At 32.1% G+C, this 21,779-nt stretch carries 14 protein-coding genes; 11 read left to right on the top strand and 3 right to left on the bottom strand.

The window, feature by feature from the left end:
• Positions 1–42: 42 nt before the first annotated feature.
• The 8 genes from O9267_RS03810 to O9267_RS03845 all read left to right on the top strand — a co-directional run bounded on the left by O9267_RS03810 (position 43) and on the right by O9267_RS03845 (position 14,539).
• Positions 43–915: a hypothetical protein gene (locus tag O9267_RS03810; RefSeq protein WP_298176169.1), complete on the top strand. Its 873-nt coding sequence runs from the start codon at positions 43–45 to the stop codon at positions 913–915.
• 185 nt (positions 916–1,100) lie between these two features.
• Positions 1,101–3,005 carry a 1,4-alpha-glucan branching protein GlgB gene (gene glgB / locus O9267_RS03815; RefSeq protein ID WP_298176172.1) on the top strand — a complete coding sequence of 635 codons (1,905 nt, stop codon included), beginning with the start codon at positions 1,101–1,103 and terminating at the stop codon, positions 3,003–3,005.
• A gap of 152 nt (positions 3,006–3,157) precedes the next feature.
• Complete coding sequence (locus O9267_RS03820; protein ID WP_298176175.1) at positions 3,158–5,551, top strand: glycoside hydrolase family 31 protein; 2,394 nt, start codon at positions 3,158–3,160, stop codon at positions 5,549–5,551.
• A 34-nt stretch (positions 5,552–5,585) separates the two neighbouring features.
• Positions 5,586–6,404: a M48 family metallopeptidase gene (locus tag O9267_RS03825; protein ID WP_298176178.1), complete on the top strand. Its 819-nt coding sequence runs from the start codon at positions 5,586–5,588 to the stop codon at positions 6,402–6,404.
• A gap of 73 nt (positions 6,405–6,477) precedes the next feature.
• Entirely contained in the window at positions 6,478–7,791 is a 1,314-nt protein-coding gene (locus O9267_RS03830; protein ID WP_298176180.1) for an MFS transporter, read from the top strand.
• 67 nt (positions 7,792–7,858) lie between these two features.
• A complete protein-coding gene (locus O9267_RS03835) occupies positions 7,859–8,983 on the top strand; it encodes a fibronectin type III domain-containing protein (protein WP_298176183.1) in 1,125 nt (374 codons plus the stop codon).
• A 186-nt stretch (positions 8,984–9,169) separates the two neighbouring features.
• On the top strand, positions 9,170–11,623 hold the full coding sequence (gene lon, locus O9267_RS03840) for an endopeptidase La (RefSeq protein ID WP_298176184.1): 2,454 nt from the start codon (positions 9,170–9,172) through the stop codon (positions 11,621–11,623).
• Positions 11,624–11,740: 117 nt separating this feature from the next.
• On the top strand, positions 11,741–14,539 hold the full coding sequence (locus O9267_RS03845; RefSeq protein WP_298176186.1) for a T9SS type A sorting domain-containing protein: 2,799 nt from the start codon (positions 11,741–11,743) through the stop codon (positions 14,537–14,539).
• Positions 14,540–14,627: 88 nt separating this feature from the next.
• Here O9267_RS03845 and lpxD read toward each other — a convergent pair whose 3' ends face one another.
• Both lpxD and prfB read right to left on the bottom strand, forming a co-directional pair.
• Positions 14,628–15,626, bottom strand: coding sequence for a UDP-3-O-(3-hydroxymyristoyl)glucosamine N-acyltransferase (gene lpxD, locus O9267_RS03850; RefSeq protein ID WP_298176188.1), 999 nt, complete (start codon positions 15,624–15,626; stop codon positions 14,628–14,630).
• A 132-nt stretch (positions 15,627–15,758) separates the two neighbouring features.
• Positions 15,759–16,857 (bottom strand): peptide chain release factor 2 gene (gene prfB, locus O9267_RS03855; protein WP_298176189.1). Its coding sequence is split into 2 segments (ribosomal slippage): positions 15,759–16,793 and positions 16,795–16,857, totalling 1,098 coding nucleotides; the frame shifts between segments, so codons are not numbered across the junction.
• 197 nt (positions 16,858–17,054) lie between these two features.
• On the opposite strand from prfB, the gene O9267_RS03860 reads away from it, so the two are divergent.
• Positions 17,055–18,083 (top strand): GntG family PLP-dependent aldolase, encoded by a 1,029-nt coding sequence (locus tag O9267_RS03860; protein ID WP_298176190.1) that lies wholly within the window; start codon positions 17,055–17,057, stop codon positions 18,081–18,083.
• An 11-nt stretch (positions 18,084–18,094) separates the two neighbouring features.
• Here O9267_RS03860 and O9267_RS03865 read toward each other — a convergent pair whose 3' ends face one another.
• A complete protein-coding gene (locus O9267_RS03865) occupies positions 18,095–18,418 on the bottom strand; it encodes a YbaB/EbfC family nucleoid-associated protein (RefSeq protein ID WP_298176191.1) in 324 nt (107 codons plus the stop codon).
• 146 nt (positions 18,419–18,564) lie between these two features.
• Between O9267_RS03865 and O9267_RS03870 the strand changes: the two genes are divergently transcribed.
• Positions 18,565–20,622, top strand: coding sequence for a S9 family peptidase (locus tag O9267_RS03870; protein WP_298176269.1), 2,058 nt, complete (start codon positions 18,565–18,567; stop codon positions 20,620–20,622).
• A 77-nt stretch (positions 20,623–20,699) separates the two neighbouring features.
• On the top strand, positions 20,700–21,740 hold the full coding sequence (locus O9267_RS03875) for a cysteine synthase family protein (RefSeq protein ID WP_298176192.1): 1,041 nt from the start codon (positions 20,700–20,702) through the stop codon (positions 21,738–21,740).
• The last annotated feature ends 39 nt before the right edge of the window (positions 21,741–21,779 follow it).

Here is a 21,779-nt window from a genome sequence, read left to right on the forward strand (position 1 = left end):
GGCTAATTTGGTTTTGTATTGAAAGTTAGATAAAAAAAATATATGGAAGAAAAATTAAAAGATGTGTATGAAAATATAAAAGATAGATTATCAAATCCTTTGATTTTTTCTTTTATAAGTTCTTGGTTGATTTGTAATTGGAGAATTCCTGTTGCTCTTATTTGGTATGATAAATCTCAATTTAGTGGTTGTGGTTGTAATACTATTTTTGATTATATTGAATTAACATATGCTAAATATGGAAACACTTGGTTGCCTGTTCTTATTGCTTTTGGGTATACTTTGTTAATTCCTTTTATTAAAAATGCAATAAGAATTGTATCTGCTCAAGCTCAAAAATGGGGCGAAGAGAAAGAAATAAAGATTTTAGATGGAAGTAAGATAGGAATTGATAAATACTTGACATTAAGGGAAAGTTACCTGGAAAAAACGAAAAGATTAGAAGAAATTATTTCAAGTGAGAGTAAATATATTGTAGAATTAGATGCAAAATCAAAAGAAATAGATGAATTAAAATTAAATAATGATTCACTGAATGAAAGAATAAATGAAGCAAATGATTTTTTGTTAAATTATAAAGATGCTAAAGTTTTGAATGGGAAATGGTTTTTTAAAAGGTTTAATGAAAAGAATCAATTAAGTATTGAAGAAAAATATAATATTGTTGAAAATCAAATTCAAGTAAAACAAAAGAATGGAAATGATTTCTATTTAAAATATAACATTATTTTCTATTATCACATAGTAAGAGAAAAGAGAATCCAATTTGTAAAAGAAGTACATGATTATGATCAATCAAAAATAGGTGATAGATATATTATTTGTGATTTGACTTATGGTAAAGATAAAATTATCGGAACAGAAAATAAATTGAAAGTGGAATATATAAAAGATAATGATGAGTTACCTTTTTAAATATAATTTCGCAAACGACAAAACCAATCTAGCCCTGATTGGAGTGGCCATTTCGTCTTTTGGCACGAAGTAGAACTGAAAGCAGGAATAGGGAAACCTAAAATGCCCAAACCATTCGCTCCAAATAAAAAAATAATATCAATTGCAATATCAATATCAATTGCAAAAAAATAAACAATAAAAAAATGAACCAAGTACAACCACATTCCTTATTCACCGATTTCGACATCGATTTATTCAAAGCAGGAAAACATTTTCAACTATACGAAAAATTAGGCGCGCATCTTATTGAATTAGATGGAGTTAAAGGCGTCTATTTTGCCGTTTGGGCACCATCAGCGCGTTCGGTTTCTGTTGTTGGTGATTTCAATTTTTGGGTTCAAGGCGAGCATCAATTAAACGTTCGTTGGGACGAATCCGGAATATGGGAAGGTTTCATTCCTGGAATTGATAAGGGGACAACCTATAAATATAAAATTCAATCCAACAATGGCGGTTTAATCACTGAAAAAGCCGATCCATTTGCTTTATACTGTGAACATCCACCACATACAGCATCAGTAATTTGGGATCTAGATTACAAATGGAAAGACACAAAATGGATGGAAATCCGTAAAGAGAAAAACGGATTAGACAAACCATTTTCGGTTTACGAAGTACATTTAGGTTCATGGAAACGCAATGCCGATGGCAAGTTTTTGACTTATATTGAATTGGCAGACCAATTAGTCTCGTATGTAAAAGAAACAGGTTTTACACACGTTGAATTTATGCCAATTATGGAATATCCTTACGATCCATCTTGGGGCTATCAATTGGTAGGTTATTTTGCTCCAACATCACGTTTTGGAAAACCACAAGATTTTATGCTTTTGGTTGATAAATTGCACCAAGCTGGAATTGGAGTAATTTTAGATTGGGTGCCATCACATTTCCCAGATGATGCACACGGATTAGGATTTTTCGATGGTTCCAATTTATACGAACATCCAGACAGAAGAAAAGGCTATCATCCCGATTGGAAAAGTTTGGTTTTCAATTATGGACGAAATGAAGTGCGTTCGTTCTTGATAAGTAATGCCATTTTTTGGCTAAAAAATTATCACGTTGATGGACTTCGAGTTGATGCTGTTGCGTCAATGTTATATTTGGATTATTCAAGAAAAGAAGGCGAGTGGGAACCAAATATTTATGGAGGAAGAGAAAATTTAGATACCATCAGTTTTCTAAAAGATTTCAACGAGGCAGTTTATGCTAATTTTCCAGATGTTCAAACTATTGCTGAAGAAAGTACAAGTTTTCCAATGGTTTCTCGTCCAACATTCCTTGGTGGTTTAGGTTTCGGAATGAAATGGATGATGGGCTGGATGCACGATACTTTGCAATATTTTGCTAAAGAAAGTGTGTATAGAAAATACCATCAAAATGACATAACTTTTTCTATGACTTATGCATTTACAGAGAATTTTATGTTACCACTTTCACATGATGAAGTAGTCTACGGGAAACATTCCATTCAAGGAAGAATGCCAGGCGATGAATGGCAACGTTTTGCAAATCTTCGTTTACTTTATGGATATATGTTCACGCATCCAGGGACAAAATTATTGTTTATGGGTAGCGAATTCGGACAAACATCCGAGTGGAATTTTGAAAGCAGTTTAGATTGGCATTTATTACAATATGGTTTCCATGATGGAATAAAAAAATGCATTACCGATTTGAATGATTTATATAAAACACATCCTGCATTATATGAAAAACAATTTTCGGCAGAAGGTTTTGAATGGATCAATTATTCCGACAATGAAAATTCTGTTTTAGCCTATATCCGTAAAGGAAATAAAGAAAAAGAGAACTTAATTGTAGTGTGCAATATGACTCCAGTTATTCATGAAAACTACAGAATCGGACTTCCAACAAAAGGAAAACTAACAGAAATTTTCAATTCCGATAGAGCAGAATATAACGGAAGTGGAGTTAATAACGCAAAAACAATAAAAATTGAAGCAACTCCATGGAATGGAAGAGAATTTTCAGCAGAAATTATTCTTGCACCGTTAGGGATTTCAGTTTTTAAAATTTCATAATACTTTCTAGACCTGTCAGGTTTTTATAACTTGATAGGTCTAGTTTTATATTTATATTCAACCGCAAACGTTATAGTTAAAAAAACCTTTAATTCATTGTTAATTTATAGGTTACAACTTTGTAAATTTGACGATTGTCAAAAAAACAACCTATGATTATTAATACCGAACTAGAACGCAAAGGTGATTTATTTCCATCCAATATTATTTCATATAAACAAGAAGTTGATTCTATAGATTTTCATACTGATAATGATGTAATTCTAAGAGTTACGGTTCTTAGAGACAGTATGATTCGATTTAGAATGACTGTCAAAGGATACTTTAGCAATGACTTTTCGTATGCAATTGATAAAACACAATCACACGGATTTAATATTTTAGAAGTAACTGAAGAAAAGGATCATTATAGAGTTAAAACTTCTAAAGTATACGTTGTAGTCCAAAAGCATGATTGCCGTGTTGGAATCTATGAATTAGACGGAACCACAATTCTTGAAGACGAATTAGGTTTCCATTGGGAAGAATGTTACGAATATGGTGGAAATATTGTAAAAATGAGCAAAGCTTCTCACGACGGCGAAAGTTTTTACGGACTTGGCGATAAAGCAACTCATCTAAATCTGAAAGGAAAACGTTTAGAAAATTGGGCAACCGATCAATATGCATTTCATAAAGATCAAGAACCATTATATAAAGTTGTTCCGTTTTATATAGGGTTGCATCACAATAAAGCTTACGGAATTTTCTTTGACAATACATTTCGTTCTTATTTTGATTTTAGTCATGAAAGAAAAAATGTAACTAGTTTTTGGGCAGATGGCGGTGAGATGAATTACTACTTTATTTACGGTCCAAAAATGAGCGATGTAGTAACAACTTACACACATCTAACAGGAAAACCAGAATTGCCGCCACTTTGGGCGTTGGGTTATCACCAATCAAAATGGAGCTATTATCCTGAAAACAGAGTAAAAGAAGTTGCTAACAAATTCCGAGAACTTCAAATTCCATGTGATGCCATTTATTTAGATATTGATTACATGGATGGTTTCCGCTGTTTTACATGGAATAAAGAGTATTTTCCAAATCCAAAACAAATGGTAGCAGATTTAGCAAAAGATGGATTTAAAACTATTGTAATTATTGATCCCGGAATCAAAATTGACAAAGAATATTCAGTTTATAAAGAAGCTTTAGAAAAAGATTATTTTTGTAAAAGAGCCGACGGACCATATATGAAAGGTAAAGTTTGGCCAGGCGAATGTAATTTTCCTGATTTTACAAATCCAGAAGTTCGCGATTGGTGGGCTGGATTACATAAAGAATTAATTGCTGAAATAGGAGTTAAAGGCGTTTGGAATGATATGAATGAACCTGCTGTAATGGAAGTACCAACCAAAACGGCTCCATTAGATATGCGTCATAATTACGATGGAAATAATTGCAGTCATAGAAAAGCTCACAATATTTATGGAACGCAAATGGCACGTGCTACTTATGAAGGAGTTAAGCGATTTGCTTATCCAAAACGACCTTTTGTAATTACGCGTTCTGCATATTCTGGTGCGCAAAAATACACATCGTCTTGGACTGGTGATAACGTAGCAACTTGGGAACATTTATGGATTGCTAATGTGCAAACGCAAAGAATGTCCATTTCTGGAATGGGTTTCACAGGCTCAGATATAGGCGGATTTGCCGAACAACCTTCTGCTGAATTATACGCTCGCTGGATTCAATTAGGTGTTTTTCACCCTTTTTGTAGAACGCATTCATCTGGACATCATGGCGATCAAGAACCTTGGAGTTTTGGAGAAGAAGTAATTGATATTACTAGAAAATTTGTTGAATTACGTTATAAATTATTGCCTTATTTATATACAATGTTCTGGCAATATGTAAATGATGGTGTTCCAATGTTGAAACCATTAGTATATTTTGACCAAAATGATCCGCAAACGCATTACAGAACTGATGAATTTGTTTTTGGAAATCAAATTTTAGTTTGTCCAATTCTTGAACCAAATGCTCTTGGTAGAAGAATGTATTTGCCAGAAGGTAATTGGTATAATTACTGGACAAATGAGTTAGTTTCAGGTAAAAAAGAACTTTGGGTTGCAACCGATTATGACCAAATTCCTTTATTTGTTAAAGAAGGCGCAATTATTCCAAAGTATCCAGTTCAGCAATATGTTGGACAAATTGAAAATCCTGAACTTACTTTAGACGTTTATTATAAGTTAGGAAAGGAAAAATCGTTTGTTTACGAAGATGCACAAGATGGTTATGATTATAACAAAGGAAGATTTAGTCATAAAACTTTCACTTTGAATGGTAAAGAAAATGAATTGTTTATTCATCAACATAAAGAGGGAACTTTTGAAACAATTCACCAAACTATAAAATTAAATTTAAAAGCTATTCCATTCAAAGTAATTGGTATAGAAATTGATAATGAGAAATTAAATTTAGATCAAGTTTCATTCGATGGATTTTCTTTAGTGGTTGATAAAGATTTTACTGAAATTCATTTGATTGGATAATTTTTTTTACATTTGTTTAACAAAATTTTATACTATGAATAAAAGAAATTTATTAATTGGGTTTGGTATTGTAGCATTAGTTTTTGCTTGCGCTAAGAATCCTTTTACAGGAAAAAGTACAATGGCTTTGGTTCCTAATGCTGAAATATTTCCAATGGCATTTCAACAGTACAATCAATTTTTGTCTGAAAATAAGGTCGTGAAAAATACTGTAGAATCTAAAAAAATTGAAACTGTAGGTACAAAAATAAAAGTGGCAGCAGAACGCTGGTTAGCTGCAAATGGTCATTCAGATTATTTAAATGGATACAATTGGGAATATAATTTAGTAGATAATAAAGAAGTAAATGCATGGTGTATGCCAGGCGGAAAAATAGTTTTTTACACAGGTATTCTACCAATTTGTAAGGATGACGCAGGGATTGCAGCTGTTATGGGACATGAAGTTGCACATGCATTAGCAAACCACGGACAACAAAGAATGAGTGCAGGAATGCTTCAGCAACTTGGACAAGTTGGTGCTGCAGTAGCAGTTGGGAATCAAGACCCACAAACTCAACAAATTGTAATGCAGGCATATGGGATAGGTTCGCAAGTTGGAGGAATGTTACCTTTTAGTAGAAAACACGAAAGTGAAGCGGATATGATTGGATTGACATTAATGGCAATTGCTGGTTACAACCCTCAAAATGCTGTCGCTGTTTGGGAACGTATGTCAGCACAATCAGGTGGACAAGCTCCACCAGAAATTTTAAGCACACATCCAAGTAACCAAACAAGAATTGATCATCTTACTTCACTAATTCCACAGGCGAAAGTTGAAGCAGCTAAGTTTGGCGTTACGTTTAAATAACATATAAGTTACAAAAAAAGAGTATATTTGAATCCCGAGAAATCGGGATTTTTTATTTTAAAAAAGCAAAAAAATGGCAAATCTCGAAAAAGGAAATCCAAAATTAATTAACGCTTGGGCTTTTTATGACTGGGCAAATTCAGTTTATAGTTTAGTAATTGCTACGGCAGTTTTCCCCATTTATTATGAATCAATTACTGGTAAAAACGGTGGAATTGTCCACTTTTTAGGAACTGAATTTCATAATTCAACGTTATTATCATATTCACTTTCATTTTCATTTTTGATAGTAGCTTTTATTTCTCCAATTCTTTCTGCAATAGCAGATTACACAGGAAATAAAAAGCGATTTATGCAGTTTTTCTGTTACTTAGGTTCACTTTCTGTAATGAGTTTATTTTTTTTTACAGGTGTTGAAAATTTATGGATAGGAATTGTTTTTACTATTTTAGCTAGTATTGGTTTCTGGGGAAGTTTTGTTTTTTATAATTCGTATTTGCCCGAAATAGCACATCCTGAGCAACAAGATAGGGTGAGTGCTAAAGGCTTCATGTTTGGATATACTGGTTCGGTTTTATTATTAGCCTTCAATTTGGTAATGGTCATGAAACCAGAATTATTTGGAATTACCGATGAAAGTTTGCCAGCGAGAATTTCATTCCTAATGGTTGGTCTTTGGTGGATGGGTTTTGCACAAGTAACTTTTTATCATTTACCAAACAACGTATTTCATAAAAAACCTGAAAAAGATTTTATTTTTAAAGGATTTAAAGAATTAAGAGAAGTTTTGAGAGCATTAAAAGCGCAAATGAGTTTAAAACTATTTCTTTCAGCTTTCTTTTTTTATAGTGTTGGTGTTCAAACAATTATTTTATTATTAGGTATTTATGTTAAAAAAGAATTGAATATTGATACAAGTAAACTAATTATAATTATACTTTTAATTCAAATTGTTGCTATTTTAGGAGCTTTTTTATTTTCAAGAATTTCCGATAGAATTGGTAATATAAGAACCTTGAAAATTACTATTGCGATATGGGGAATTGTCTGCTTGGCAATTTATTTTACAAATGCAAAAAGCGAATTTATAGATTTACAAGTATATTTACTTGGAGCAGGAATCGGAATGGTTTTAGGTGCCATTCAATCTATTTCTCGTTCAACATATTCCAAATTATTGCCTGAAACCGAAGACCACGCGACCTACTTTAGTTTTTATGACGTAACCGAAAAAATAGCAATTGTATTAGGAACTTTTATTTTTGGATTTGTAGGTGCTATTTCAGATTCGCTAAAAAACTCAATTTTTATATTGGCAATATTCTTTTTACTAGGATACATAGTTTTAAGTTTTATGAAAAAAGTTGAAATTAATTCTGGTAAATAAAAATACTAGAGCAAAAATTTATAATTAAAAAGGAATATATTTATATTTGGCAAAAAATAATAATTTTATGAAAAACACACAGTTAATTAGAGTTGTAATACTACTTTTTTCATTAGCAATTTTTAATTCTTGTGACGTTGGTGTTGAGCCATTAGATCCAGCATTAGTAACTACTGATGATAACAATAATGAATGCCCGCAACCAACAAATTTTGTTGCTAGTAATTTTATTAACAATAGCGTTAATTTGACTTGGAATCCAGGTAATAATGAAACAAGTTGGCAAATAGAGTATGGTTTAAGTGGTTTCGAAATGGGATCAGGAACAAAAGTAATTTCTACTAATACTTCTATGACGATTGCTAATTTGGTTTCTACTAATAGTTATGATTTTTATATAAAATCTATATGTGGAAGTGAAGTTTTTGGGGATTCTTACGGACCAATTACTGTCGTACCAGTAAACGCAAATTGCAGTAATCCTTCTAATTTAACGGTAGTTAGAAACCCAACTAATGCAGCATTGGCAACAGTAAGTTGGACAGCTGGTGGAAATGAAAATGCTTGGGAAATTCAGTATGGAAATGCCGGATTTATAATTGGACAAGGATCTATTGTTCAAGCAAGTTCAATTCCTAAAATAGTTGACGGATTGACTAATGGAAGCTATAGTTTTTACGTAAGAGCAAAATGTTCTGCAACTGAATATAGTAATTGGGTTGGTCCAGTTAATTTAGCTGCAGTTTCAACTGGAGGAACCGGAATTGTTGGAAATTATTTGCTAACTGGTTTTACATCCTCTGTACCGATTGACATTAACGGGAACGGAACATCATCAAATAATGTTTTAAGTGAAACTGTTTGTTACAATGATTTGAAATTAATATTACTTGCAAATAATTCTTTTGCTTTGGATTCGAAAGGAACAGATATAGTTTTTGAGGTTGTAAATGGTGTTGAAATAGAATCTATTGAATGTTATGTAGATCCAGTAGAAACAGGAACATGGGTTTTGAATGGCAACATTTTAACGTTAACATATTCTGATAGTACAACAGATAATTATACTTATAATTCTGCAAATAACACATTAAAAGCGACTGTAAGTGATGGAACTATTGTTGGAACAACAGACCAAGGAGGTCCAATAACATTAACAACAGACTTAACATTCACTTTTACTAAGCAATAATAATTTAATAATATTTTCAAAATCCGTCTTCATGACGGATTTTTTTATGGCATAAAGTTTGACCTTTTAACACACCAAACGAATATATAAGCGTTACATCGATTTTAATTAGTTTTGATGTGTCGAAATACTACATTTGTTTTACAATCAAACATTTTTAATGTCATATTGACTTACTCATTATATATGTCACAACATAAAATATTTACACTTGACAATTTGTCATTGCAGGAAATTGATTCTGAAGCCGAATTAATTCCACTTTTAACGCCCGAAGATGAGGAAGAAATGATCAATGAACAACTTCCTGATTCATTGCCTATTTTACCATTACGAAACACTGTTTTATTTCCAGGTGTTGTAATTCCAATTACTGCTGGTAGAGATAAATCTATAAAACTTATTAATGATGCAAATGCTGGTGATAAAATCATTGGTGTTGTAGCGCAATTAAATGAAGAAGACGAAGATCCAACTCAAAATGATATTAATAAAATAGGAACTGTAGCAAGTATTCTCAGAGTATTAAAAATGCCTGATGGAAATGTTACCGTTATTCTTCAAGGGAAAAAACGTTTTGAAATTGACGAAGTAACTTCTGAAAGCCCATATTTAAGAGCGACTATCAAAGAAGTTGAAGAAAAAAGACCAAGCAAACACGATACTGAATTTAAAGCGATTTTAGAATCAATAAAAGAGTTGGCTATTCAGATTATTAAAGAAAGTCCAAATATTCCAACAGAAGCTACTTTTGCTATCAAAAACATTGAGAGCCAATCATTTTTAATCAATTTTGTTTCTTCTAACATGAATTTATCTGTTCAAGAAAAACAAAATTTGTTGACGATAAATGCTTTAAAAGAAAGAGCTTTAGAAACGTTGCGTTTTATGAATATTGAAATGCAAAAGTTGGAGTTAAAAAATGATATTCAATCTAAAGTTCGTTTTGATTTAGACCAGCAACAACGTGAATATTTCTTGCATCAACAAATGAAAACCATTCAGGAAGAATTGGGTGGCGTTTCGCAAGAACAAGAAATTGAAGAAATGCGTCAAAAAGCTAAAACGAAAAAATGGGATGACAAAACCGAAAAGCATTTTGAAAAAGAACTTTCCAAAATGCAACGAATGAATCCTAACGCACCCGATTTTGGAATTCAACGCAATTACCTTGAATTATTTTTAGAATTGCCTTGGGGTGAATATACCAAAGATAATTTCGATTTAAAACGAGCACAAAAAATTCTCGACAAAGACCATTTTGGTTTGGACGATGTTAAGAAAAGAATGATAGAACATTTGGCAGTTTTAAAATTGCGAAATGACATGAAATCGCCAATTATCTGCTTAACTGGACCTCCGGGAGTTGGAAAAACTTCTATTGGTAAATCGGTAGCAGAAGCTTTGGGAAGAGAATATGTTCGTATTTCGTTAGGTGGATTGAGAGACGAAGCAGAAATTCGCGGGCACAGAAAAACCTATATTGGCGCAATGCCAGGACGAATTATCCAAAGTTTGAAAAAAGCAGGAACATCCAATCCAGTATTTGTTTTAGACGAAATTGATAAACTAACTAGCAATAATCAAGGCGATCCATCTTCGGCATTATTAGAAGTTTTGGATCCTGAGCAAAACAATGCTTTTTATGATAATTTCCTCGAAATGGGATATGACTTGTCAAAAGTTATGTTTATTGCAACTTCTAATAATATGGCAACCATTCAACCAGCTTTAAAAGACAGAATGGAAGTTATAAAAATGTCAGGTTATACAGTTGAAGAAAAAATTGAAATTGCACGTCAACATTTATTTCCAAAACAACTAAAAGAACACGGATTAAAACTAAAAGACTTGACTATTGGAAAAAAGCAATTAGAAAAAATAATTGTTGGATATACTCGTGAATCAGGAGTTCGTGGTTTGGAAGCTAAAATTGCACAAGTGATTAGAAATGCAGCTAAATCGGTCGCGATGGAAGAAGCTTATAATGTAAAAGTGACTGATGAAGATATTATTCAAGCATTAGGAGTTCCTAGATTAGAAAGAGATAAATCAGAAAATAATGAAGTGGCTGGTGTTGTAACAGGATTAGCTTGGACAAGTGTTGGTGGCGATATTCTATTTATTGAATCTTTGATTTCTAAAGGAAAAGGAACCATGACCATTACAGGAAATTTAGGAACTGTAATGAAAGAATCGGCGACAATTGCTTTAGAATATATCAAAGCCAATGCTGAATTACTTGGTTTAGATGCTGAAGTAATTGCAAAATACAACATTCATATTCACGTTCCCGAAGGTGCAACGCCAAAAGATGGACCGAGTGCTGGAATTGCAATGTTAACGTCGTTAGTTTCTTTGTTCACACAAAAAAGAGTTAAGAAAAGTTTAGCAATGACTGGCGAAATCACATTAAGAGGAAAAGTGCTTCCTGTTGGTGGAATAAAAGAAAAGATTCTAGCCGCCAAGCGCGCTAACATAAAAGAAATAATTCTTTGCAAAGAAAACAAAGCAGATATAGACGAAATAAAACCTGAATATATCGAAGGATTAACATTTCACTACGTAAAAGAAATGAGCGAAGTTTTAGCTATTGCCATTACTAAGGATAAAGTTAAGAATGCTAAGGTTATTGATTAATGATTTTAATCATGTTAATAAAAAAAGTCGCAAAGAGTTAAATTCTTGCGACTTTTTTATTCTTTTTAGATTAGTAAGAAAAATGGCTATATATTTGTAATCAAATAATTTAAGAGTATGAAAAAATATTATTTTTTGATTGTTGGTTTTTTATTTTTTGGGATTGTTAATGGGCAAATTGTGGATATTCCAGATATTAATTTTAAGGCAAAGCTGATTCAAGATGGAATAGATTTAAATGAAGATGGTCAAATACAAGTTTCAGAAGCAAATGAAGTATTATATTTACTTTTAAATTTTGAAGAAATTTATAATTTGGAAGGAATAAAATCTTTTGTAAATCTTCAGGAGTTATATTGTGGAGGTACTCAGTTAGCCTCTATAGATGTTAGCGGAATGTCAAATCTTCGGGTATTATATTGTCCAAATAACATTCAATTGGAGTCAATCAATTTAATGGGGCTTACTGCTTTACAAAATTTAGATTGTTCTTATTCTCCAATTTTAACTTCATTAAATTTGGATGGGTTAGTAAATTTAACATATTTGAATTGTAGTGATAGTCAATTAGGTTCTTTGAATCTTTCTAGCCAGTCAAATCTTCAATATTTATTCTGTTACTTTAATCAGTTAACTTCTTTAAACTTAGATGGGTTAGTAAACCTTATTGATGTTGATGTTTCTTCCAATTTACTTTCTTCAATAAGTTTGAATGGATTATCTAATCTTGAATTTTTAAGATGTTCTTCAAATCAGTTAAGTTCTATTAATTTAACAGAATTAGTAAATCTAAAAGAATTACATTGTACTTATAATCAAATATCTTCACTGACTTTGGGTGGATTAGTTAATCTTGAAACTATCAATTCTCAAAACAATCTTCTTTCTTCTCTAAATCTTGTGGGGTTGAATAATTTGAAAAAGATAAATTGTGATAATAATCAATTTTTGAGTTTAAATATTAATGGATTATTAAATTTGGAAGAAATTCATTTTGATAATAATTTATTAAGTAATTTAAGTTTGATTAATTTATCAAGTTTATCTGGTTTATATCTAAATAATAATCAGCTTACTTCACTTGACATTAGTAATCTCAGTAATCTTCTAAATGTTGAATGTAATACTAATCAATTAGCAACAATTGAGTTAGGTGGTTTAGTAAATCTCATCACTCTTGAATGTAGTAATAATCAACTTACCATTCTTGAATTAGAAGATTTAGAAGATTTAGTAAATTTAGAGTGCAATAATAATTTGTTAATCAATATTAATTTTGGCGAGATTTCAAATCTCACAGACCTTTATTGTCAAGACAATCAGTTAATTTCTTTGGATTTAAAAAATTTTAAAGATTTCGATTATCTTGTTTGTAATAATAATCAACTGCAATCTTTATTTTTAAAAAACGGAAAAGTTAATGCAAATTTATATTTTTCGGGTAATCCAAATATTGAATACTTATGTGTTGATGAAATTGAATTGGATTTCATACAAGGAAAACTATTGAGTTATGGTTATACAAATTGTCAAGTAAACAGTTACTGCTCTTTCGTTCCTGGAGGTGTTTTTTACACAATTCAAGGTGTTGATAAGTTTGATATTAACAATGATGGTTGTAATCAGTTTGATAGTTCTTATCCAAATATGAAGTATGATATAAGTAATGGTTCAATTACAGGAAGTATTTTTTCAAATTTTTCTGGAAATTACTTTATTCCTGTTCAATCTGGGACATATGTTATTACACCCGTCATAGGAAATTCTGGTTATTACAGTGTTTTTCCAACTTCTACAACAGTAACTTTCCCCGAAACAATTAGTCCAGCAGTAAGAGATTTTTGCATAACAGCAAATGGAATTCATAATGATTTAGAAGTTTTTGTATTACCTATAAATATTGCGCGACCAGGATTTGATTCCTCCTACAAAATCTCATATAAAAATAAAGGGACAAATGCGCAATCAGGTTCTATAAATTTAGTATACAATGATGCTGTTTTAGATTTGGTTTCAGCAAACCCAGCATTATCAACTCAAACAGTAAATAATTTATCTTGGGATTTTTCAAATTTATTACCATTTGAAACAAGAGAAATTTTGGTTGTCCTAAACGTTAATTCCCCAACAGAAACACCATCTATAAATGGTGGAGATTTATTAAACTATATAGCAAATATAACAGCTGGTGTAGACGAAACACCACTAGACAATATTTCAACTTTAAACCAAACAGTTGTAAACTCTTTCGATCCAAACGATAAAACCTGTCTTGAAGGTGCAACAATAACTCCAAGTCAAGTTGGAAAAGAGGTACATTATATGATTCGTTTTGAAAACATTGGAAATGCAAATGCTGAAAATATTGTAGTGAAAGATATGATTGACACAACCAAGTTTGATGTTAATTCATTAATTCCAATTAGCGGAAGTCATCCATTTGTGACTAGAATTACTAATACTAATAAAGTTGAGTTTATTTTTGAAAACATTCAATTACCATTTGATGATGCCAATAATGATGGTTATGTAGCTTTCAAGATTAAAACCAAACCTAATTTAGTTTTAGGCAATACTTTTAGCAACACAGCAAGTATTTATTTTGATTACAATTTCCCAATTATTACCAATACAGCTACAACTACTGTATTAAATGTGTTGGCAAATCAAGATTTTAAATTTGAAAATTATATTTTAATTAACCCAAATCCCGCAAAAGAAACTTTAAATATTAATGCCCAAAACATTGAAGTTTCTTCAATTAGTATTTTCAATACTTTAGGACAATTAGTTCAAGTTAAACCAAATGCTAAAGAAACCAAAACAATTGACGTTTCTGAATTAAAATCTGGCAACTATTTTATCAAAGTTGTTTCGGACAAAGGAACGAGCAGTAGTAAATTTATTAAAGAATAGATGATTTTAATTTTCACAATAAAAAAAGGTCACAGAGAATATTCTTTGTGACCTTTGTGCTTTCTTAGTGTTCTTTGTGGTTAAAAAACTATCTCGAACTTTCCTTAACCAATCTTTTTAAAATTGCCCATTGTTTAAGAGCTTCTCTAGCTTCAACTGCTGGATAACCTAGCATTGTTTTCCCGGCTTCGATGTCACCAGTAACTCCTGAACCTGCGCCGACTATGGCACCATCACCAATAGTTGTGTGGTCTTTTATGGAAGCGCTTCCGCCAATGATTACACCATTTCCTAGCGTAACAGAACCAGCTAAACCAGAATTTCCTGCCATGATACAGAATTTTCCAAGTTTAGAATTATGACCAATTTGAACTAAATTATCTATTTTGCAACCATCACCCAAAACAGTTGAACTGAATTTTCCTCTGTCAACACAAGAATTAGCTCCAATTTCAACACCATTTCCAATAATAACATTTCCAATTTGAGGAATTTTTACCAAACCTCGTTGCGGATCTGGACGAAATCCAAAACCATCAGCACCAATGGTACAATTTGGATGTAAAATGCAATGATTTCCAATATGACATCGTTCTCTAACAACGGTTCCTGACCATATAGTCGTATTGCTACCAATTGTACATTCATCAAGAATGGTAACATTTGGATAAATAATAGAGTTTTCGCCAATAGAAACATTTGGACCGATATAGCAACCAGCTCCAACTTTAGTTCCATTTCCAATTGTAGCAGAAGAATCTATTGTAGCAGTTGGATGAATTTGTGTAGCAAAAACTGGTGGAGCAGGGGCATAGAGTTCTAAAACCTGTGACATGGCTAAATCGGCATTTTTTACCTTAATAAAAGCTTTATTTTCACCTGGTTCAATAGAGATATCTTCGTTTACAACTGCTGCACAAGCGTTTGAAGTTGCCCAATATTTTTCGTATTTTTTATTTCCGATAAAAGAAATTTCGGTCGAATTAGCCATTTCCAGTTGTTCTGGAGCTGTTATTTTTGCAGAAGTTGAGCCAACGATTTCGCCTTTTAAAACTTCATTTATTTCTTGTATCGAATATGTTTTCATGTATGATTTTGTAAAATTTTATTCAAATAAATGAAAAATTCCTTAAAAATTATAGATAAATTTTAAGATTTAATTAAAAATATTGAAAATTGATTACTTCGAAATAACAAACTGAGGCAAAAAAAACGAACTTTATTCACTATCTTTTTGTCCCATCATCATCAAGAATGCTTTCAAGAATTCATCGATTTCTCCATTCATAACGCCATCAACATTACTGGTTTCTTTGCCTGTACGGACATCTTTAACTAATTTGTATGGTTGCATTACGTAATTTCTTATTTGCGAACCCCATTCAATTTTCATTTTTCCAGCTTCGATGTCGCTTCTTTGTTCTTGTTGTTTTTTGAGTTCTATTTCGTACAACTGCGATTTCAACATTTGCATAGCTCGTTGGCGGTTATCTTGTTGCGAACGCGTTTCTGAACACTGAATTTGAATGCCTGTTGGTTTATGAAATAATTGAACTTTGGTTTCAACTTTATTTACATTTTGTCCACCAGCACCACTTGAACGAGAAGTAATTATCTCAATATCTGCTGGATTTATTTCAATTTCGATAGTATCGTCAACCAAAGGATAGACGTAAACAGACGCAAAAGAAGTGTGTCGTTTTGCATTACTATCAAATGGTGAAATACGAACCAAACGATGAACGCCATTTTCACCTTTTAGGTAACCAAAAGCAAAATCACCTTCTATTTCTAACGTTACAGTTTTAATTCCAGCTACATCGCCTTCTTGGTAGTTTAGCTCTTTTATTTTGTAACCTTGTTTTTCTGCCCACATCATATACATACGCATAAGCATGGACGCCCAGTCGCAACTTTCGGTTCCGCCAGCACCAGCCGTTATTTGTAATACAGCACTCAAACTATCACCTTCTTCTGAAAGCATGTTTTTGAATTCTATATTTTCAATATGATTATTGGTTAGATCGTATTGTTCGTCTAATTCTTGTTCGGTAAGTTCACCTTCTTTGAAAAACTCGTAGGCCAATTGCAATTCGTCTGCCATTTCTATAGCATGATTGTAATCTTCGACCCATTTTTTCTTGGAGCGAAGGTTTTTAACAAGCAATTCTGCTTCTTTGGCATTGTTCCAAAAATTGGGTGCGAAGGTCTTTTCTTCTTCGTTTGTTATTTCGATAAGCTTGGCATCAATGTCAAAGATACCTCCTCAACGCACCAAGGCGCTCTACAATACCTTTTATTTGTTCGGTATTTGTCATAAATGTTGTAGTTTTGTAGTGACGAAACTAGCCCCGATTACCTCACAAAACTCTTATTTTTTATTTGAGTTCGGTGAACACTTCGTGTTTGAAGTGTAAATCCTTTTCTTTTTTTCTTTAAAAAAGAAAAGATTGCAACGGATAGCGGGAATAGCTCCAAAAATTAAAAAAGCAAATGTAAACTTTCTGATTATTATATGGAAATAAATTTAGTTAGCGATACCGTAACCAAACCTAGCAATGAAATGTTGCAATATATGTTTAAGGCAAAAGTAGGTGATGATGTATATAAGCAAGACCCAACGGTAAATGAATTGGAAGCAACAGTAGCAGATTTGTTTGGAATGGAAGCCGCTTTGTTTTTTCCGAGTGGTACTATGGCTAATCAAACGGCTATTAAGTTGCACACCAATCCTGGTGATGAAATTATTTGCGATAAATGGTCGCATGTTTACTTATATGAAGGCGGCGGAGCAGGAGCAAACAGTGGTGTTTCTTTTCAGTTATTGGATGGAAATAGAGGAATGATTATGGCTGAGCAAGTTAAAAGCGGAATTAATGATCCTGAATTTTACCATGCGCCAATGTCAAAATTGGTTAGTATAGAAAACACGACCAATAAAGGTGGCGGTGCTTGTTACGATATTGAAGAATTAAAAAAAATCAAAAAAGTTTGTATCGAAAACAATTTGAAATATCATCTTGACGGCGCACGTTTATGGAATGCTTTGATTGCAAAAAAACAACATCCAAAACAGTTTGGGGAATTGTTTGATACAATTTCGGTTTGTTTTTCTAAAGGATTGGGAGCGCCTGTAGGTTCTATGTTGGTTTCAGATAAAGAAACGATTAAACGAGCTTTACGAATCAGAAAAATATTTGGTGGCGGAATGCGACAATCAGGTTATTTGGCAGCTGCAGCGATTTATGCAATGCAAAATAACATTAACCGACTAGAAGAAGATCATCGTAGAGCAAAAGAAATTGGTCAACTATTGAAGCAATTGCCTTGGATTGAAAAAGTAGAGCCAGTTGAAACTAATATTTTGATTTTTTCGGTAAAAGCTCCATTAAATGAAAAGATTGTCGTTGAAAAATTAAAGCAAAAAAGCATTCACATTAGTTCGATGGGACAAGGTAAAATGAGAATTGTAACGCATTTAGACTACAAAGAAGTAATGCATACTTATGTATTGGAAACGTTGCAGAAAATGAAGTTTGATTAATTTCCGAAAATTTACTTAAACATATCCATACCAGGAATGGATGGCATTCCTTCTTTGGCAACAGCGGATAGTTCGGTTTCATTTATATTAGTAGCTTTTTCTATAGCTTTGTTTAAAACTAAAATTAGGTAATCTTCTAGTTGTTCTTTGTCTTCAAGCAAAGATTCATCAACGGTAATTGATTTTATTTTTCTATTGGCTGTTAGTGTAACTTTTAGCAATCCGTCGTTACTTTGCTCATCAACTAACACTGTATCAAGTCTTTTTTTAGTTTCTTCTACTTTTTGTTGGGTTTCTTTTAATTTGCCCATCATTCCCATTAAATCTCCAAACATAGTTTTAAGTTTTATTTAATAAATTCTTTTTGCAAAAATAGTACATTGCACTACTAAATTAAACAAAAAATATGAAAAATAGATTACTTCTTTTGTTTTCATGCTTTACTTTTGTCGTTGGAAATTCTCAAAATATAAATTCTAAAATGCAAGAAAAAAATACACCGCCAATAGCTAAAAGAATACCTCATAAATTAGAAAAACACGGCCATGTAAGAAATGACGAATACTATTGGCTAAACGATAGAGAAAACCCTGAAGTAATCGATTATCTTAATAAAGAGAACGATTATTACAAAAAAGAAACGGCAAACACGGTTGATTTTCAGAAAGATTTATTTGAAGAAATGAAGTCTCGTATTAAGGAAGATGATCAATCGGTTCCTTATTTGTATAACGGTTATTATTACATAACGCGTCACGAGAAAGGCAAAGATTACCCAATTTACTCAAGAAAAAAAGGTTCGCTCGAAGCTAAAGAAGAAATTCTTTTTGATTGTAACGAATTAGCAAAAGGACAATCCTATTTTCAATTGGGTGGATTAAGTATAAGCGAAGACAACAAATGGGCTGCTTTTAGTGTTGATTTGGTTTCAAGAAGGCAATATACTCTACAATTCAAGAATTTAGAAACCAATGAAATTCTACCCACCAAAATCATCAATACATCTGGTGGTGCGACTTGGGCAGCAGATAATAAAACTGTTTTTTATTCTAGAAATGATGAAGTTACGCTTCGTACCGATAAAATTTTCAAGCACAAATTAGTTTCAGATTCGGCTGATGATCAATTGGTGTTTTTTGAAAAAGATGAAACTTTTCATTGTAATATATACAAATCTAAATCTCAAAAATATTTGATTATTGAATCTGGTAGCACACTAACAAGCGAATACCAAACACTTTTAGCCAATAATCCTGATGGAAAATTTAAAGTTTTTCAGAAAAGAACTCGTGGCTTAGAATATTCTATTTCGCATTATGGTGATAGTTTTTATATCTTAACAAATAAAGATAAAGCTACCAACTTTAAATTGATGAAAACCAATGAAAACAATACTTCAAAGGAGAATTGGGTTGATTTAATTCCGCATGATAAAGATGTTTTACTAGAAAAAATTGATATTTTCAAAGATTATTTGGTGGTTTCAGAACGTTCAAATGGTTTGAGTAAAATCAAAATTATGCCTTGGAAAGGAGAAGCCTATTTTTTACCATTTGAAATTGAAACCTATACAGCTTACACAACTTCAAATGTTGATTTTAATACCGAAATTTTGCGTTATGGCTATCAATCAATGGCTACACCAGCTTCGGTGATTGATTTTAATATGCGAACTAAAACCAAAACAATACTGAAAGAACAAGAAGTACAAGGCGGTAAGTTTGATAAAAATAATTACGAAGAAAAACGCATTTGGGCAACAGCAACCGATGGAACAAAAGTGCCAATTTCAATTGTTTACAGAAAAGGGATAAAAAAAGACGGAAATAATCCACTTTTATTAAATGCTTATGGCTCTTACGGATATTCATCTGAACCTTATTTTTCGACTTCTAATTTGAGTTTACTAGATAGAGGTTTTATTCTCGGAATTGCACATGTTCGCGGTGGAGAAGACCTCGGAAGACAATGGTATGATGATGGAAAATTATTAAAAAAGAAAAATACTTTTACCGATTTTATAGATTGCACTAAGTTTTTAATTGATGAAAAATACACTTCAAGCCAACACATGTATGCCGAAGGTGGTTCAGCTGGCGGATTGCTAATGGGAGCAATTGCTAACATGTCGCCAGAAAGCTATAACGGAATTATAGCGCAAGTTCCTTTTGTAGATGTTGTAACAACAATGTTAGACGATACAATTCCGCTTACAACTGGAGAATATGACGAATGGGGAAATCCTAATGAGAAAAAATACTATGATTACATGCTGTCTTATTCGCCTTATGACAATGTAAAAGCGCAAGATTATCCCAATTTATATGTTTCAACAGGTTTACATGATTCACAAGTACAGTATTGGGAACCAGCTAAATGGGTCGCAAAATTGAGGTTGTTGAAAACTAATGATAAAAAATTATTTTTAGATACAAACATGGATGCAGGACATGGTGGCGCATCTGGAAGGTTTGAAGCACTAAAAGAATTAGCAAAAGAATTCACTTTTTTATTAGATTTAGAAGGAATAAAAAGATAGTTAAAAAAAAATTATTAAATTTGCAGAGTTTTGAGGTTATTAAAACAATATAAAGTTTGCCTTGACTAAATTATTTTATGAAAGATCAGATAAAAGCTTATAATAGTGTCTTAGATTTAATAGGGAATACTCCTCTTATTAAAATCAATAAAATTACTACTAATCTAAAAGGTAATTTTTACGCAAAAGTCGAGGCATTCAATCCTGGACATTCTACAAAAGATAGAATTGCTTTATATATTATTGAAGAAGCAGAAAAAGCAGGGATATTAACACCTGGTGATACTATTATTGAGACAACATCTGGCAATACTGGATTTAGTATTGCAATGGTTAGCATTATTAAAGGATATAATTGCATCTTAGCTGTAAGTTCTAAATCTTCTGCTGATAAAATTGATATGTTACGTAGCATGGGGGCAAAGGTTTATGTTTGCCCAGCAAACGTTTCTGCTGATGATGAGCGTTCGTATTATAATGTGGCAAAAAGGCTTCACGAAGAAACTAAAGGTTCTGTTTACATCAACCAATATTTTAACCAATTAAATGTTGATGCTCATTACAAAACTACAGGTCCAGAAATTTGGGAACAAACGAATGGTAAAATCACACACCTAGTAGCTTGTAGCGGAACAGGTGGAACTATTTCTGGTGCTGCTAAGTTTTTAAAAGAAAAAAATCCAAATATTAAGATTCTTGGAGTTGATGCTTTTGGTTCTGTGTTGAAAAAATACCACGAAACAAAAGAGTTTGACAACGACGAGATTTATCCATACAGAATTGAAGGTTTAGGGAAAAATCTTATTCCAACAGCAACCGATTTTGATGTTATAGATAAATTCATAAAAGTTACAGACGAAGAAAGTGCTCATACCGCAAGAGAATTAGCTAAAACAGAAGGCTTATTTGTTGGGTATACTTCTGGAGCAGCTATGCAAGCCATAAAACAATACGCTGAAGATGGAGAATTTGACGAAAACAGTAATGTTGTTGCCATTTTCCCAGATCATGGTTCTCGTTATATGAGCAAAGTATTTAGCGATGAATGGATGAAAGAACAAGGTTTTTTTGATAGCGTAAATGTTGAAGAAACACTCAAGATAGAATATATCAAATAAAAATATTTATTAAAAAAATGGAGTCTTAATTAGACTCCA

Origin of the sequence: Flavobacterium sp. (assembly GCF_027531705.1) — a bacterium.
In the GTDB taxonomy this organism is placed as follows: Bacteria; Bacteroidota; Bacteroidia; order Flavobacteriales; family Flavobacteriaceae; genus Flavobacterium.